Annotated in this window: 15 protein-coding genes and 1 pseudogene; 10 read left to right on the forward strand and 6 right to left on the reverse strand. The window is 64.6% G+C overall.

Annotated elements, in window-relative coordinates; genetic code table 11:
* Positions 1–123: 123 nt before the first annotated feature.
* The 7 genes and pseudogenes from RM590_RS34515 to RM590_RS34545 all read left to right on the forward strand — a co-directional run.
* Positions 124–1,362 (forward strand): annotated as a pseudogene (locus RM590_RS34515) (RHS repeat-associated core domain-containing protein); the annotation flags it as partial.
* Positions 1,359–1,832 carry a barstar family protein gene (locus RM590_RS34520; protein ID WP_311708763.1) on the forward strand — a complete coding sequence of 158 codons (474 nt, stop codon included), beginning with the start codon at positions 1,359–1,361 and terminating at the stop codon, positions 1,830–1,832. The pseudogene RM590_RS34515 and the gene RM590_RS34520, both read left to right, overlap by 4 nt.
* 328 nt (positions 1,833–2,160) lie before the next feature.
* A complete protein-coding gene (locus RM590_RS34525; protein ID WP_311708764.1) occupies positions 2,161–2,520 on the forward strand; it encodes a hypothetical protein in 360 nt (119 codons plus the stop codon).
* 348 nt (positions 2,521–2,868) lie between these two features.
* Complete coding sequence (locus RM590_RS34530) at positions 2,869–3,318, forward strand: hypothetical protein (protein ID WP_311708765.1); 450 nt, start codon at positions 2,869–2,871, stop codon at positions 3,316–3,318.
* Positions 3,319–3,353: 35 nt separating this feature from the next.
* Positions 3,354–3,698: a hypothetical protein gene (locus RM590_RS34535; protein ID WP_311708766.1), complete on the forward strand. Its 345-nt coding sequence runs from the start codon at positions 3,354–3,356 to the stop codon at positions 3,696–3,698.
* 261 nt (positions 3,699–3,959) lie between these two features.
* On the forward strand, positions 3,960–4,664 hold the full coding sequence (locus RM590_RS34540; RefSeq protein WP_311708767.1) for a hypothetical protein: 705 nt from the start codon (positions 3,960–3,962) through the stop codon (positions 4,662–4,664).
* Positions 4,661–5,089: a hypothetical protein gene (locus tag RM590_RS34545; protein ID WP_311708768.1), complete on the forward strand. Its 429-nt coding sequence runs from the start codon at positions 4,661–4,663 to the stop codon at positions 5,087–5,089. The genes RM590_RS34540 and RM590_RS34545 overlap by 4 nt, the downstream gene beginning before the upstream one ends.
* Before the next feature lie 30 nt (positions 5,090–5,119).
* On the opposite strand, the gene RM590_RS34550 is transcribed toward RM590_RS34545, so the two are convergent.
* Positions 5,120–5,866: a helix-turn-helix transcriptional regulator gene (locus tag RM590_RS34550; RefSeq protein WP_311708769.1), complete on the reverse strand. Its 747-nt coding sequence runs from the start codon at positions 5,864–5,866 to the stop codon at positions 5,120–5,122.
* A 153-nt stretch (positions 5,867–6,019) separates the two neighbouring features.
* Between RM590_RS34550 and RM590_RS34555 the strand changes: the two genes are divergently transcribed.
* The 3 genes from RM590_RS34555 (at position 6,020) to RM590_RS34565 (ending at position 8,263) form a co-directional block, all read left to right on the forward strand.
* The gene (locus RM590_RS34555; protein WP_311708770.1) at positions 6,020–6,556 is read left to right on the forward strand and encodes a hypothetical protein; all 537 of its coding nucleotides are present in this window, start codon (positions 6,020–6,022) and stop codon (positions 6,554–6,556) included.
* A complete protein-coding gene (locus tag RM590_RS34560) occupies positions 6,553–6,777 on the forward strand; it encodes a hypothetical protein (protein ID WP_311708771.1) in 225 nt (74 codons plus the stop codon). Before RM590_RS34555 ends, RM590_RS34560 begins: the two co-directional genes overlap by 4 nt.
* 307 nt (positions 6,778–7,084) lie before the next feature.
* Entirely contained in the window at positions 7,085–8,263 is a 1,179-nt protein-coding gene (locus RM590_RS34565) for a DNA cytosine methyltransferase (protein WP_311708772.1), read from the forward strand.
* On the opposite strand, the gene RM590_RS34570 is transcribed toward RM590_RS34565, so the two are convergent.
* The 5 genes from RM590_RS34570 to RM590_RS34590 all read right to left on the reverse strand — a co-directional run bounded on the left by RM590_RS34570 (position 8,207) and on the right by RM590_RS34590 (position 13,683).
* Positions 8,207–8,656 carry a very short patch repair endonuclease gene (locus RM590_RS34570; protein WP_311708773.1) on the reverse strand — a complete coding sequence of 150 codons (450 nt, stop codon included), beginning with the start codon at positions 8,654–8,656 and terminating at the stop codon, positions 8,207–8,209. The genes RM590_RS34565 and RM590_RS34570 overlap by 57 nt on opposite strands.
* The gene (locus tag RM590_RS34575) at positions 8,653–9,603 is read right to left on the reverse strand and encodes a NaeI family type II restriction endonuclease (RefSeq protein WP_311708774.1); all 951 of its coding nucleotides are present in this window, start codon (positions 9,601–9,603) and stop codon (positions 8,653–8,655) included. Before RM590_RS34575 ends, RM590_RS34570 begins: the two co-directional genes overlap by 4 nt.
* Before the next feature lie 121 nt (positions 9,604–9,724).
* Positions 9,725–11,542, reverse strand: a complete 1,818-nt coding sequence (locus RM590_RS34580; RefSeq protein WP_311708775.1) for a DEAD/DEAH box helicase — start codon at positions 11,540–11,542, stop codon at positions 9,725–9,727.
* Positions 11,539–12,972, reverse strand: a complete 1,434-nt coding sequence (locus RM590_RS34585) for a ParB N-terminal domain-containing protein (protein ID WP_311708776.1) — start codon at positions 12,970–12,972, stop codon at positions 11,539–11,541. Before RM590_RS34585 ends, RM590_RS34580 begins: the two co-directional genes overlap by 4 nt.
* 21 nt (positions 12,973–12,993) lie before the next feature.
* Entirely contained in the window at positions 12,994–13,683 is a 690-nt protein-coding gene (locus tag RM590_RS34590) for a hypothetical protein (RefSeq protein ID WP_311708777.1), read from the reverse strand.
* Positions 13,684–13,719 lie beyond the last annotated feature (36 nt).

Consider the following 13,719-nt stretch of genomic DNA (forward strand, 5'->3'; position numbering starts at 1 on the left):
CCGCACCCCACCTCGTCGCCCTCGTCCGCGCAGGCGCGAAGTTCGAGAACGGAATCCTCGTCGAACGCGAGGAAGCTCACGCAGCCTGAACTACCTCATGATCCACAGGTATTGACAATTGCTCTGGACGGTGCCGGGCGCGTGACGGAGGTCCAGGGCCCGAGGTGGAGCGAGACCTATGTCTACGACCAGGCCGGTAACCAGAGTCATGCCGTGTGGCCCAACCGCCACACCAGCCCTGAGGCCCGGGGAGATCGCACCTATCTCGGGACACGGCTCACCGGTGCTGGCTCCGTGCGCTACGTGTACGACCCGGCCGGCCGCGTCTCACAGCGCCGCAAGACGCGCCTCTCACACAAGCCGGACCTCTGGCGGTACACGTGGGACGCGGAGGACCGGCTCACGTCGGTCACCACCCCCGAGGGCACTACCTGGCGCTACGGCTACGACCCCATGGGACGTCGCACAGTCAAGCGGCGAATGGCGCCGGACGGTGTGACCGTGATCGAGGAGACCCGCTTCACCTGGGACGGGACCACGGTTGTCGAACAGACGACGAGCGGCCCCGGGCTCCCAGCCCCAACGACTCTCACCTGGGACTACGCAGGCACCAGTCCGATCGCGCAGACGGAACGACGCATCAACCCGGCCACCCAGGAAGAGATCGACGCACGCTTCTTCGCGATCATCACCGACCTCGTTGGCACCCCCACCGAGCTCCTCGACGACTCCGGGCGGATCGCCTGGCAGACGCGGAGCACCCTCTGGGGGCTGACGACGTGGCGGGCCGACAGTTCCGCCTATACGCCGCTGCGCTTCCCAGGGCAGTATTACGACTTCGAAACAGGGCTGCACTACAACTACCAGCGCTACTACGACCCGGAGACCGCGCGCTACGCCTCACCCGATCCGCTCGGACTCCACCCCGCGCCCAATCCCGTGGCATACGTGGTGAATCCTCACACATGGGCGGACCCACTCGGTCTGGGGCCTTACCAGGTGGGCCAGATCCTCGGCAACACATCCCAACTCGGGGGATGGATTCCCACCTCCGTTCCCGACGAGTCCTTGGCGGTCCTGCGTGACATTCGGGAGTTCGGTGTCGAAGCACAGGGAGCAGGACCGCAACTCAGAGGACCGTCAATCCCTCAGCGATTCGAGAACAGCGGCCGTGGTGGGGGCTACCAACTGCCGCAATTCGACAACGCGGGACAAGAAATCAGATACACCGAGTGGGGCACGGTACAATCGGCCGACAACCCGAATTGGGGCGGGGAACGCATTGTAACGGGATCGGATGGCTCGGCTTACTACACTCCGACCCATTACCAAACCTGGATCGTGATGGAGGCTGGGCGATGACGAGCGGTGACTCCTGGTGGACCCCACTCACTCCCCGGCTGCACGTCGTGGGAGCCGAGGATCCGGTACAGGTCACAGATTCCCTTTCGCCCACCGGCATGTCCTATGTGGCGCGCTTGGACGGGGAGTCGATGGCGGATGTGGACGGTGTCTTCACCCAGTTCTGGGAGCATCTGAGGTTGCCCAGCTATTTCGGCTGGAACTGGGACGCCCTCAGCGATTGCCTGCGAGATCTCCACTGGTTGCAGGCAGAACGCTACCTCGTCGTGATCTCCCGCGCGGAAGACGTGCTCTCCGAAACCCCGGACGAGCGGGGGACGTTCTTTCAGGTGATCGCAAGGGCCACCGCGAGCTGGGCCAATGCGCCGGCGAAGGTGGGTGTGGGCATCCCGTTCAACGTGGTTCTGCTGTGCGCCAGGGAGAACCTCCATTTGCTCGGCCGGGAGGTATCCGCATTCGAGACAGCCTGACATCTCCGCTAAATGGATCGAGCCACTATGGCGCAGCAAGAACCCGCCCTCGCACCCAAGTCTGAACGCGATCCGATATGCGTCGGGCTCGTCAAGCTTGTGGTAGCTGCGGCGTCGCGTGAGGAGACCGAGAATTCCTCTTGTATTGCCGGATAGTCCGCCTTCGGCGCCGATCGAACGGTGTGGACTTTCGAGTGGAGCGGGCCGAAGAAATACGCACGGCATAAGCAGATCGGAGAGAAAAACCATTACTTCTATCCCGGAGTCGCCCGCCGCGATCTTCCGGACGGCGCTGGCCCGTTCCGGGCTGACCGCGCTGGAGTGGAATGTGGCCTGGGCGATCGCTCCGGTCGAGGCGTGGCGACAGGTGATGACCGGTTACGACCCTCCCGATGCCATCGTTGATGACACCGGGGCCGGTTACCCTGCGGAAGTCGACCGGGCCTGGCGAGCCCTGTGCCAGGAGAAGGGCCTGTACGCCGAGGGCGGGCAGCTGCTGGTGACCGGGGCGCATCCGGACATTCCCTGGGTGCTGGTCACCGACGACGGAATCGGTGATGTCGCGGCCCATTTGGCCGACCGGCCGGGTGAGCCCGACTTCCTGTTGGCCGCGCCCGGCGGGACGGGCCTCTGCGGGGTGAGCACCGAGGAGGCGGGAGTGCTGCTCTTCCATCGGAACGTGGACTGAGCCGCCGTCCGACGCACGGGCTCCCGTCGGTATGGCGCACTTCTCGGAACTGTCGGACCTGCGTGTCCCCGTTTCCCGGCATCGTGTACACCCACACACCGGCGGATCTGGGGTTCGCCTGACGTGCCGAGCAACTGCTCGACGTCAGCGGACCTCCGCATGTACGGCTGGCCGCTCCCCAGCGACCACGTCGGTCGGCTCGTGGGGCGGGTAGAGCGTTCGGCTCCGGAGGCTTGCAACTTTCCGTAAGTATCCTGAACAGGTAGTGAATCGATGTCCTTGCGCGAACTGACCCAGCTTGTTCCGCCCCCGGCTCGGCCTCATACGGATTCGCCAGACTGGACATCGGTGGAGGAACGCCTCGCCTGCCGACTGCCTGAAGACTACAAGCAGTTGGTCGTGACCTACGGACCGGGCAAGTTCGACGAGTTTCTCCACGTCTATCAGCCAGGCTCGCAGTACCGTGAGATTGATCTGGTGCAGCAGGCCGACGTGTCCGTCCAGACGCTTCGGACCCTGCGGGCCATGGGCTTCACGGTTCCGTACAACATCGACGGCACGTCAGAGGTGCTGTCCTTTGGCCGGGACGACAACGGCGACATCGGTTTCTGGCGCCGCCGTGACCCGGCCGACCCGGCTACCTGGACGTTGGCGGTGAAGGACGCCAGGGCGGACGACTGGTTCGAATTCGAGGGCACTCTGACCGACTCCCTGCACGCGGTGCTTTCGCGCCGGATCACGGTCCCGCTCTTCCCGGACGACTTCCCCTCCGACCACCCGCGATTCGAACCATACTGACGCGGCTCCGCGGTCCGTGCCAAGGGAGAAAGTTGATGAGTGAGCAGGGCGGCGCGTGGAGCGACTGGCTCGCCATCTACGAACAAGCGTACGCGAGCCCCACAGCCCTCCGGGAGCAAGCGTGCCCACGATGTGCCGCCCGAGAGCTGTCTCTGGTCTTCACCGAGCGTTCCGTGGGTGGAGACGGCTATGCGAACCTGTGGTGCGGTCACTGTCTTCACGGTATCCACGTGTCACGCTCTCTGATCCCCGAGGGCGCGACCGTCATCCCGCGCGGGAGTACTGCGGAGCAGGAGAATCTGGTCATCCCTGATTGCAGGTTGGTCTGGCCGGACGGTGATGACGGCGAACAACACGAAAACGAGTCCGAAGTGTTCTGACATCGCCAACTCCCCGGCCCGCACCGATGAGCGCCGCCCGCGCAGGTCAGCTATCTTGACTGCTTCCGCGCAGCGTTGTCACCAGGTGGGCCAAGTCTTCGAATCGGAGGATGGATTCCCGCCTCCGTAGCTGGCCAGTTCGGGGCGGGCCTGCGTGACGTTCGGTGACATTACCCGCGTCGCCCTCGCCCTCAACGAACTTTGGAAGTGGTTACCGTTGAGGAACAGCATGACCTGACAGGGAGATGGTGTTTCGCTGCCATGGACGACAACGTTACGAAATGCCGAATCTGCGGAGAGTTCGTCCTGCAGATCCCGGGATGGACCACCTTCATCCCCAGCTACTGGCTGTTGCGCGCCACCTGGGACCCTGACCACCAGTTCCTCGCCGGCGCCCTCCACTTCTCGTGTCTCAAGCAGTGGAAACATCGCGATGCCTTCCTACGCGAGGCGACGGACATCCTCATTGGCCGAGGCCGCACCATCACCGTGGAAGCCGAGGGAACGGAACACGTGCTGGAGCAACCCGGCGTCTTCTTCAGCGAGCGGATCTTCCGCGATGCCGAGTGCGCCATCTACCGGAACACCTCCACAGACCGCTGGCTCGTGCTGAGCGAGGACGGGCCGTGGATTGTCCTCGACCGTCAGCAGCTGAGCTTCCTGGGCCGAGGGCGTCCCGCACGCGCCGAAGAGGGCGGAGAGCGAGTCGCGCTCCCCGACGATCCGGGCCCGGCGATCGAGACGGCGACACTGCCGGAACTACTGGTCTTCCTGGGAAGCCGCAGCCGCTACCCGGCTCTGGAACACGGTGCACCCGACTACCAGCGCTGGAGATTCGTCCCCAGGAAGAGGGTCCTCGAATACTCGGTCGGCATCGATCTCTCCCTTCCGGCCTCCGCCACCGAGTTCCTCGCCGGATACTCACACGACTACGAGGCTTTCTCCTTCGACGCGGAGACGAGATGACAGAACGGGTCTTTCTCGACGCGGTGGGGGAGGACGGCCGTACGGGGGCCGTACGGATCGACTTCTCCACCAGACCGCCCTATGCGCTGGAGGTGCGGCGTGGAACGGTGGAGTCCTCGACCACATACGAGGCGAAGGATCTCTTCGCGGCTCTTATCGACCTGCGGCTGGCGCTTGAGGCTGAGGGTCTGCTGTTGTGTTGTCAGGGAGCCAGGGGCGACGTGACATCCTCGGGGATGGAGAGGCAGGCGGGCGGTCGGCACGTGTTCCCCTTCTCGCCGGATACTCGGGAGATCCGTCGGGACAGCGTCGACATCTTCGCCCCGGCCGCGCCCGACGAGGTCGTCACGGTGGAGGAGCAACGGAGGGCCATCTTCGCTCTGCACGGCCTCCCCGACCCCGCATCGGGCACGTTCCAGAAGTGATCCACGCTCACCGTCGGCGGCCGTCGAGGGCTATTCAACCGGCGCGTGGTTGTACTTCTCCAGCGTCGCTCTGGAGGTCGAGGCGTCCTGGAGAACCAGCTCCCACGGGCCGGTGTTGATGTCGAACTCCTTGCCGAAACCAACCCACTTGCCGGTCATCCGCCGTCCGGTGAGTTGGACCAGGAGCTGTATCGCTCCGTGATACCGGGCGCCCTGGTAATACCCGTCCGGTGCCGTCTGCTCGCTCCAGGTGCCCGTCACCACGTTGCCGTCCACTTCCAGGTCCATGGCCAAGGGAGAGGCCGAGGAGCCGGGCAGGCTCCGGACTGTCAGCCGGCTTCCGTGCTGGAGCACGGTCACATAGTGCAGCCCGGTGTAGGTGCCGTCCCGGCCTGAGCTGAAGTATTCGTAGCGGGACAGCCACACCCCGGAGTAATTGTTCCGGGGAGCGGGGGCGGGCACCGGATTCCCGTCGGCTGCCGGGGCGTTGCCCGGCACGGGGGCCAGATCGTGTCCGCCGTGCCCGTCGCCGGAGACGCGGGCCAGGGGGACGGGTGAGGCGAAGCCCAGCGTTTCGATGGGCAGACCCGTTACTCGCTCCAGCGCCCGCGCGTGCAGGGGGCGCGGAGTGCCGATCTCCCCCGCCTCCCACCGCTGGACAAGTCGCTTGGAGGCACCGGGTACCCCGGCCTCTCGCAGAGCCCGCGCCAGGTCGTCCTGGCTCATGAGAAGCCCGAGACGCGCGGACCGCAGTGCGCTGTTGGGTGTGCTGCTCATGTGGGACACAGTAGCCCCAACAGGGTTGCTCTGACACCGAAATGACGTCTTTAGTGTCGCTGGAATGACGCCTTCTCCGTCGCCGCGCCAGTCGCAACTGACCCGCCACGCTGGGTGAAGTGCCGCAGCGAGGCGGCGGGAAGCAGCGACAGAGTGAAGCTTGAAGCCGAGGATTCGGCCGTTGCCTGGCTGCCGTCGGAGGAACAAGGCGTGCGGTCCGTGCCGTGCGGCCGGTGGTTCCACGCCGTGCGGGTAGTCGCCGCCGATGGGCGCCGCGCCGCTGACCGCCTGGGGCCCCGTTCGGGGCCGGTCATCGAGGACCAGGCGGCCGGAACGGCGTGCTGGCTGGTGGCGCCGCGCGCGGCGGACACCTGGCGGCTGGCGGGCGTGCGGGTGCTGGGCGCGGGGCGGGAGATCGCCGTCCCGCCGGCGTCCTGGACGGCGGGGCCCTCGACGCGATGGCTCGTCCCACCGCGCGGCGACTGCCTGACCGCCCCCGGCCCGCTGCACGACGTGCTCGCCGTAACGACCCTGGAACAGCCCCGGCCCATCGAGAGCTTCCGCACCTCCGAGTGCCACATGGGCACCCACGACGGCTGCACCAAGGCCGAGGCCCCACCCTCCCCACGCGGCCTGCCGGTCATCTACCAGGCGTGCGACTGCTGGTGCCACCAGGAGACCCACCGGTGAACGGCTGCGTGCTGGTATCCATAGAGATCGACGCCGCGACGGTACGACGCGGCGACCAACTCACGATCGATGGCCAGGCGTTCACCATCCGCGACATGACCGCCCTCGCACGCGGCGCCAAACGCCTGGAGTTCACCACCGGCGACACACTGACACTCCGACCGGGGACGGTTCTCTGGGCGGCGCGGCAGGTGTCACCTCGGTATGGCCGCCGCGCATGACTTGGGCTGTCCGGGACAGGTTCCCTTGAGGACAAGACGACGGGATCAGGACACCATGGTGCGCGAAGGATGAGCTCTTCCGTCCGGCCAAGGGCGGAGGGCTGAACCGGATCTGGCGAAACCCGGCCCGCTGCATCGTGTACATCAGCGGCGAAATATCGTGTGTCAAGAGAAGGAAACCTGTGTGCGTGATGATGCGCAGGGCTACCCTGCACACCTAGATCGACACACTGCTGGTAGGGGATCATCACCCTCTGCGAGCGAGCGCGGCGCGGGGACCGAGCGCTGCACGTTGAAAGGAGGGTGAATGAGCCACGATGAGCCCAAGCTCACCTCGGTGGAGATCTGTGCGGGGGCAGGCGGCCAAGCCGTCGGGGTACATGACGCGGGCTTCAGGCATCTAGCGTTGATCGAGCTCGATAAAAACGCATGTGACACGCTCGAATTGAATGTAGCAAGTAATGATGACTGGAGTGATTGCGCGGTCCTCAGGGCGGATCTTAAGGATTTCAATATCAAGGATTTCGCTGCCAAGTTCAACCTTGAGAAGCAGAAGCTGGACCTTTTTGCTGGCGGCGTGCCCTGTCCGCCCTTTTCGGCCGCCGGTAAGCAGCTTGGGGAAGACGATGAGCGTGACCTATTCCCTAAGGCGTTGGAATGGGTGGAGGAGCTTGAGCCCAAGGCTGTAATGATTGAGAACGTTCGTGGACTCCTAGAGCCTCCGCAGAAGTTCCGTGATTACCGTAGCTCTATTGAGCGCCGTCTCATCAAGGCAGGGTACGAAATTTGCGGCTGGCAAATTCTCGAAGCTTGCGACTATGGTGTCCCGCAGCTCCGGCCGCGCGCCATCCTCGTTGCTATGCGTAAGGAATATTGGGGCTATTTTGTGTGGCCTGAGCCGCATGGCAGTAATTTGGTCACGGTCGGGGATGCTCTCGCCGAGTCCATGAGGCGCAGATTTGGCAGCTCCGCGCGCGGCCGAAAGGCTTATAAGAAGTGGCTTGAGGAGGCAAGCCGGGGCATCGCTCCCACGCTCGTTGGGGGATCCAAGAAACATGGCGGGGCGGATCTTGGACCCAGCCGGGCGAAGGAAGCGTGGCGGAAGCTGGGAGTTGACGGCCTTGGAGTTGCGAACGAGCCGGAAAAGATGGTGGACGAGGAACGCGATCTCTTTGGGCCCCGGGGACCCAAGCTGACGGTCAGCCAGGCCGCGATCATCCAGGGTTTCCCGCCGGATTGGTGCTTTTCAGGGCGCAAGACTGCCGCATATCGCCAGGTGGGTAACGCTTTTCCTCCTCCCGTTGCTAAGGCGGTGGCTGAGCAGATCAAGTACGCATTGATCGCCGGTATGGCTAACCCATACGACGGTGATGCTATGCCGCAGCAGCGCTGTCATCCTGCGGATGGCCTTTTTGATGAGAGGCTGATTTCACTTCCGAAGCCGACTCACAGTAGCCGCGATCTTGAGCGCGCATGCGTTGGATGACTCGTGCTCCCAGAAGCGGAGTACAGTCCATCCTGCCTCCTCTAGCTGCCGGTCTGTGTCCCGGTCCCGGGCTACGTTCCTGGCCACCTTGTCGGACCAGTAGCCAGGGTTGGTCTTAGGCGGGACGTAGTGCTGAGGGCAGCCGTGCCAGTAGCAGCCGTCAATGAATACCGCGAGCTTCGTTGGCCGGAAGACCATGTCTGCCGTCCGGCGAAGCCCCGGCAAGGGCCTGGCAGCCACGCGGTACCGGAGGCCTTGCGCGTGGACGAGTCGTCGAATGAGCCATTCTGGCTTTGTATCCCGGCTCCGGATTGCCTGCATGTTTCTACGCCGGGCCGCCGAGGAAGCCCACGAGCCTTCCGGAAGCTCTTGCCTCTGTGCAGTATCGGTCATCCTGCCACCCGAGGGGCTTCAGTTGGTTCTGTTCCCGGTCCAGCAAGGGTGAATACCGCACCGCCGATCGTGGCTACAGGCTGGCTGGCACCATGGTGTGCAGGCGTGACCCGTGCCGCGACCCACTCTGCTCCGGTTGGCACTGGGAGGTGCAGTTCGGCAGCAATCCGTTGGTGTTCTTTGCGGGTGCCTCCCAGGATAATGATTCCTTCCGGGCGCAAATGATCGCGCGCGTCGCGGACCCTTTTGAGACTGTCATTCTGCATGGCCACGGTGAGTACCGTCGACCGGTTCACAATTTTACGCTGAACTCGCCTGAAGAATTCGTCAGTTCTTGCCTGCCCGTCTGGGCAGGAAAAAATTGCTTTTCGGTCGGTGGTCGGCAGGTGGAGAAGGGTATTCTCCGGGAGAACGCCGTTGAGTGAAAGCCAGTATACAGCCGCTCGGCCATGTCTTGACAACGACCGCTTCTTATCTCGGTTCTCACCCGGATTCAGTACCGAGTCCGTGATCCTGAGCAGTCCGACGCGGAATGATGATCTTGAGTCGGCGGCCATCATCAGGAGGCAAATGTGCCCCTGAGCCTCGGACGGAATGGTCCAATTATCCCCAAGGGTGAATTTTGCATCCACTTCGTGTCCGGCGACAAGATAGTCCATTTTTGTTCCGCGCGGTATATTAAAGGCGGCGCGAATAATGATCTCGACCTTGGTGCCCAAGTACGTCTTCTCGGTCCGCTCAACGGTGTCCGCCGTAATGTCATACCTGCCGGTCCGCTGCCCGTCCAGGACTTCATCGATCGCCTGCCTCAGGCTTGTTGCAAAAAGCTGGTCCATGGTTGGGAAAGAGCGGAACCAGGTTGCTACTTCGAGAACTTGAGCATCAGGCTCGGGCGACGGAGATGAGACGGCGGCATTCCGTGCTGCCGAGAAATCGAGGGGAAGCATTTGTCTGTCTCCAGTGGAACCGGGGCCGACGATACGGGGGACGGGGGGACAGCCCCAGCGTGGCTGAGTCACTCAGTCTGCCATGGCTGTTTCGTGAGGTTCCGCGGGCCTGGCACGACGTTCAACCTGTGCCGACGTGCCGGAGAAGAGCCTCTACGTCGCTGGGAGCCAGCCCAGCAGCAACCGCCGGTTCTTCCTGAAGATCGGAGAGCTGCTGCACGGTCGGGTCGTCCAGGATCTTCCCCATGAAGTCGAGCTTCTGGTTGAGCCGTACCTCGACCACCTCGTCGATCGTGCCCCGCACACCCAGGACCGTCACCCTGGTGTCCGCTGTGGGGTCCAGCCCGAGTCGGTGGATGCGGTCCAGACTCTGCAGGAAGCGGCCAGCCACAAAGTCGCGATCGACGTAGACGGCGTCATGGCACACCTGGTGAAGGCTGATTCCCTCACCCAGCGTGGCCGGGTTAGAGATCAGGACCATGCAGCCCGGATCCTCGCGAAAGCGCCTGAGCTGCTCGTCCCGGTCGGGTGTGCCGCCGTGGACTACGGCCGGCCCGTATTTCTCCAGCAGCTGGGCCAGGGTGGTCAGACTCCGCACGAACGTGGTCCACACCAGGGTCTTGCGGCCCTGGCCGGCGTTCCCGGCGATGATCGCTGCGGCTTCCTGGTACTTCGGTGACAGCTCATAGTCCGGCAGGCACTGCACGAGGCGGAAAAGCGAGTCCCCCTCCGGGATCTCCATCGGCGGCAGCTGGTAAGCCAGCGGCTCGTAGCGGCTCGCCCCCTCCAGAAGGAGCGCCGGGGAGGTCGCAGCCATCAGCAGGCGCAGTGCGGTCTTGCCGAGCGAGCTGAGGTCGTCGCGCGCCATCCCGCTCGCCATCCCGCCCACCAGCGAGCTGTAGATCTCGCCGTGCAGCGCAGGCATATCCACGTACCGCATGCGGAGATCCATGGGGGGGAGACCGAGCTCGCGCTTAGTGGTCCTCGCGAACAGCGGACGGAGAACCGTGCTCGCGTGCGCCAGGTCCCCGCCGGCCACCGCCTGGGCCACGGTCCGCTGGCCATGGCCGGGCCAGACGAATCCGAGCAGGTTCTCCAGGTCTTTGGAACCGTTCGGCGCAGGGGTCCCGGTCAGGATCAGCCGTCGGCGTGCGAGCGGACCCAGGGCCATGCAGGCAGCGCCGTAGGTGCCCCGCGCTCCCAGCTTCATCCGGTGCGCTTCGTCGAGCACGATCATGGACGGTGCCGATCGCAGCCATCCGGCGAGGACGGGGAGCGAACGGTCCAGCCGTTCGTAGTTGACGATGAGCACTTCTGCCCACTGGTCCGGGGAGCGTTCCAGTATGTGGGTCCGCAGCGGGTGGCTGAAACAGACCGCGGTCTCGTACTGCCACGACTCGTACGCCGACTTCGGGCAGACGACCAGTACGCGGCTCACCAGACCCTGCTTCTTCTGGGCGGCGTAGACAGCGAGGGCTACCCGGGTCTTGCCGGCACCGGGGACGCTGAAGTTGGCCCCATGCTGGAGGGACAGAAGCTTGGCGATATCGCGCCGCTGGAACTCTCCGAGTTCCGCTGTCCAGGAAGCGCCAAGGAGGGCTTCCACCTCCGCCGGTGCGAGGGCCCCTCCCGCACCAGGAGCGTCGAGCTGCTTCTGGACAGCGTCGGCATCCTGGAGGACCCCGAGCACGAGCTCTCGGAGTTCGGGTGCCCACTCCACCCCCTCGGGGTGGGGCCAGGTGCTGATCTCTGCCAGGCCGCCGAGCAGGTCGTCGAGTTCGACCTGGGCCGCGAGAGGGCCGAGCTGGCCGCCCGTGCGGAACCGGGCGGCCAGGTGCACCAAGTCCTCCTGGTGCTTCTCAACCGTTCTCAGAACGACCTTGGTGCGCGTGGTATCAAAGGCCAACAGCAGCGAGGCTCCCGCTCCCGCTTCCGTCACTTCGGATCCCCCGAGGCCGTTGCGTCAATCAGCCAGGAAACGCCGTCTCCCGGGTGGGGGATCCCACGGCCTGCCTGCTGGGCGAGCTTCTTCAGGCTTTCCCGCAGCCTCAGCACGGCTTCGTCGAATACTTCCTCGTCCAGACTGCGTGACGCCCGGGCCTGAACGAGGTCGACAACGCACTGGTCGATGTCAGCGCACGCGTCGGCAAGCCGGGCCGGGGCCAGCTGCTTGCGCTTCCGCACGCGGGCATCCCGGCCGGCATCCTCGATTGCCTGGTCAAAGGCCGCCTTGGCGCTCTGGAAGACCTCCTGCGCGGCTTGCTGGGCCGCGTCTGTGAATTCTGAGCCGTTCGCCTGCTTCGCGGCCCTGGCCCGTGCGATCTTTTCGTTGAGCTGCCGGGCGGCAGATACCGCGGAGGAAGCGGCGGGGACTGCTGCCCCGAGTCCCGGGATGGCAATGGGCGACGGGCCGGTGCCGCCTGCTGCGCCGGCCAGGTCGGGGGGCAGCACCTTTGCCAGGTAGTCGGCCTTGAGGAACTGTTCATCGATATGCCGGATGTCGGTTTTCGAGAATCCCAGGAGGATGGCTGCCAGGCGGATCTCCTTGATCCTCTCCGCCTGATCGCGGTCTACCCCCTGCAGCTTCTCGTACAGGCGGTGGAGTTCCTTGAGTTTTTCCTGGTCGTCCTCGAAATCGACCAGCCGCAGAGCAACGCCGCCTGCGGCCTTACTGCGCTCAATGAGATCCCGGATGCTGCTAAGAATCCACCGCTCCTGATGATAGGTGGCGGTCCTGACCCGGAACTCCTTGGCGATCACCTCCGGAGTACGGCCGAGTGTCGCTTGTTCCTCCATCGCCAGCAGCCTGTTGATGTAGGAGTAGTCCCGCCGGTGGTCGTTTCGAAGCTGGAGTGACAACTCGACGGCTGCGATGTCGGCCCAGGTGAAGGACTCCGGAAGTATGCCCACGCGCATGGACTGGGCGCCGATCTCCCGCAGCGCCGCAGCACGCGTATTGCCGTTCACAAGGACACCATGGTGCGTGACGAGCCCGGGGTCGTTCTGGCCGAACTGCTCAAGGTCGGCCTTGAGCTTGTCAAAGTCAGGATCACGCCGGTTGGTGTCCGCCGGCTCCGCTTTCAGGAGAAACCTCAGGTAATCCTGGCTTTCGCTTCCCCATGGGTCCTTATCCAGTGCCTCATCCAGAGCGGGGTCATGGCTGCGCTGCGCCCGGATGCGGTGGGTCCCGGGGTTGAAGTACAAGCCGCTGAGCGGGAGATCGATGACCTCGACGTGCAGTGGCTGTCCATTCCAGTCGACCGTGACCGTTTCGCGGGTGCTCCCGGAGCTCTTGACTTCCTCCAGCCGCTTCTTGATCAGCTCGCTGAACTCGGCCGCACGCGGCGGTGGCGGGAATTCCCGAAGCATGAGTGCTGTGCCCTTCCCCTCTTAGTCGGAACCACTGGTCATGATTTGGATGATGGCCCTGCGGGACTCTTCCGGAAGCGTCCTGTACGCCCCCCACAGCGTCTCAAGGAGACTCGGCTGCCGGCGGTCAGCCTCGGCCCAGCCGGCGAAGACCTTCTGCTCCAGCGGGGAGAGACGCCTGGCCAGGCTGACGAGCTCGTGCAGATCCACGACCCGGCCCCCGTTTCCCGAACTGCACCGCTTGCACTCAGTGACAAGCTGATGCTCCACCCGGCCATCGGACAGCCTGACCTCGCGCCGCGCGACGTTGAGCTGTGCGAGCTCGATGCCGTCGCTGTACGGTTCCCCGCCCCCGATTCCGCAGCTCCGGCAGAGGAAGTTGTCACCCTGCATGATCTTGGTCCGCTGAGCCGCGGTGAGGCTGTTCTTGTGCCGCGGAACCCTTGCCTGCCCGGGGAGCCACACCTCAGCGCCCTTGCTTACGTACCTCTGCTCGTCCTGATTGAGAGAAGGGTCATCACGGTTGGTATCGATCTGCCAGCCGTGATCGCGGAGGTCCCTCACCCGCCGGTCGATCTGGGTGTCCTGCGGGAACGCCTGGCGGAGCTGGGTCTTGGTGAAGATGTTCCCCACCCCGACCACGCTCTCCAGCCACAGCGCTGCACGGATCTTCCCCCCGTACTTCTTGTCCTGCCACGACGGCAGTGCCATGGAGACCTCGCCTTCCTCATCCTGTCCTACGCGTAC

Origin of the sequence: Streptomyces litchfieldiae (assembly GCF_031845365.1) — a bacterium.
GTDB lineage: Bacteria > Actinomycetota > Actinomycetes > Streptomycetales > Streptomycetaceae > Streptomyces > Streptomyces litchfieldiae.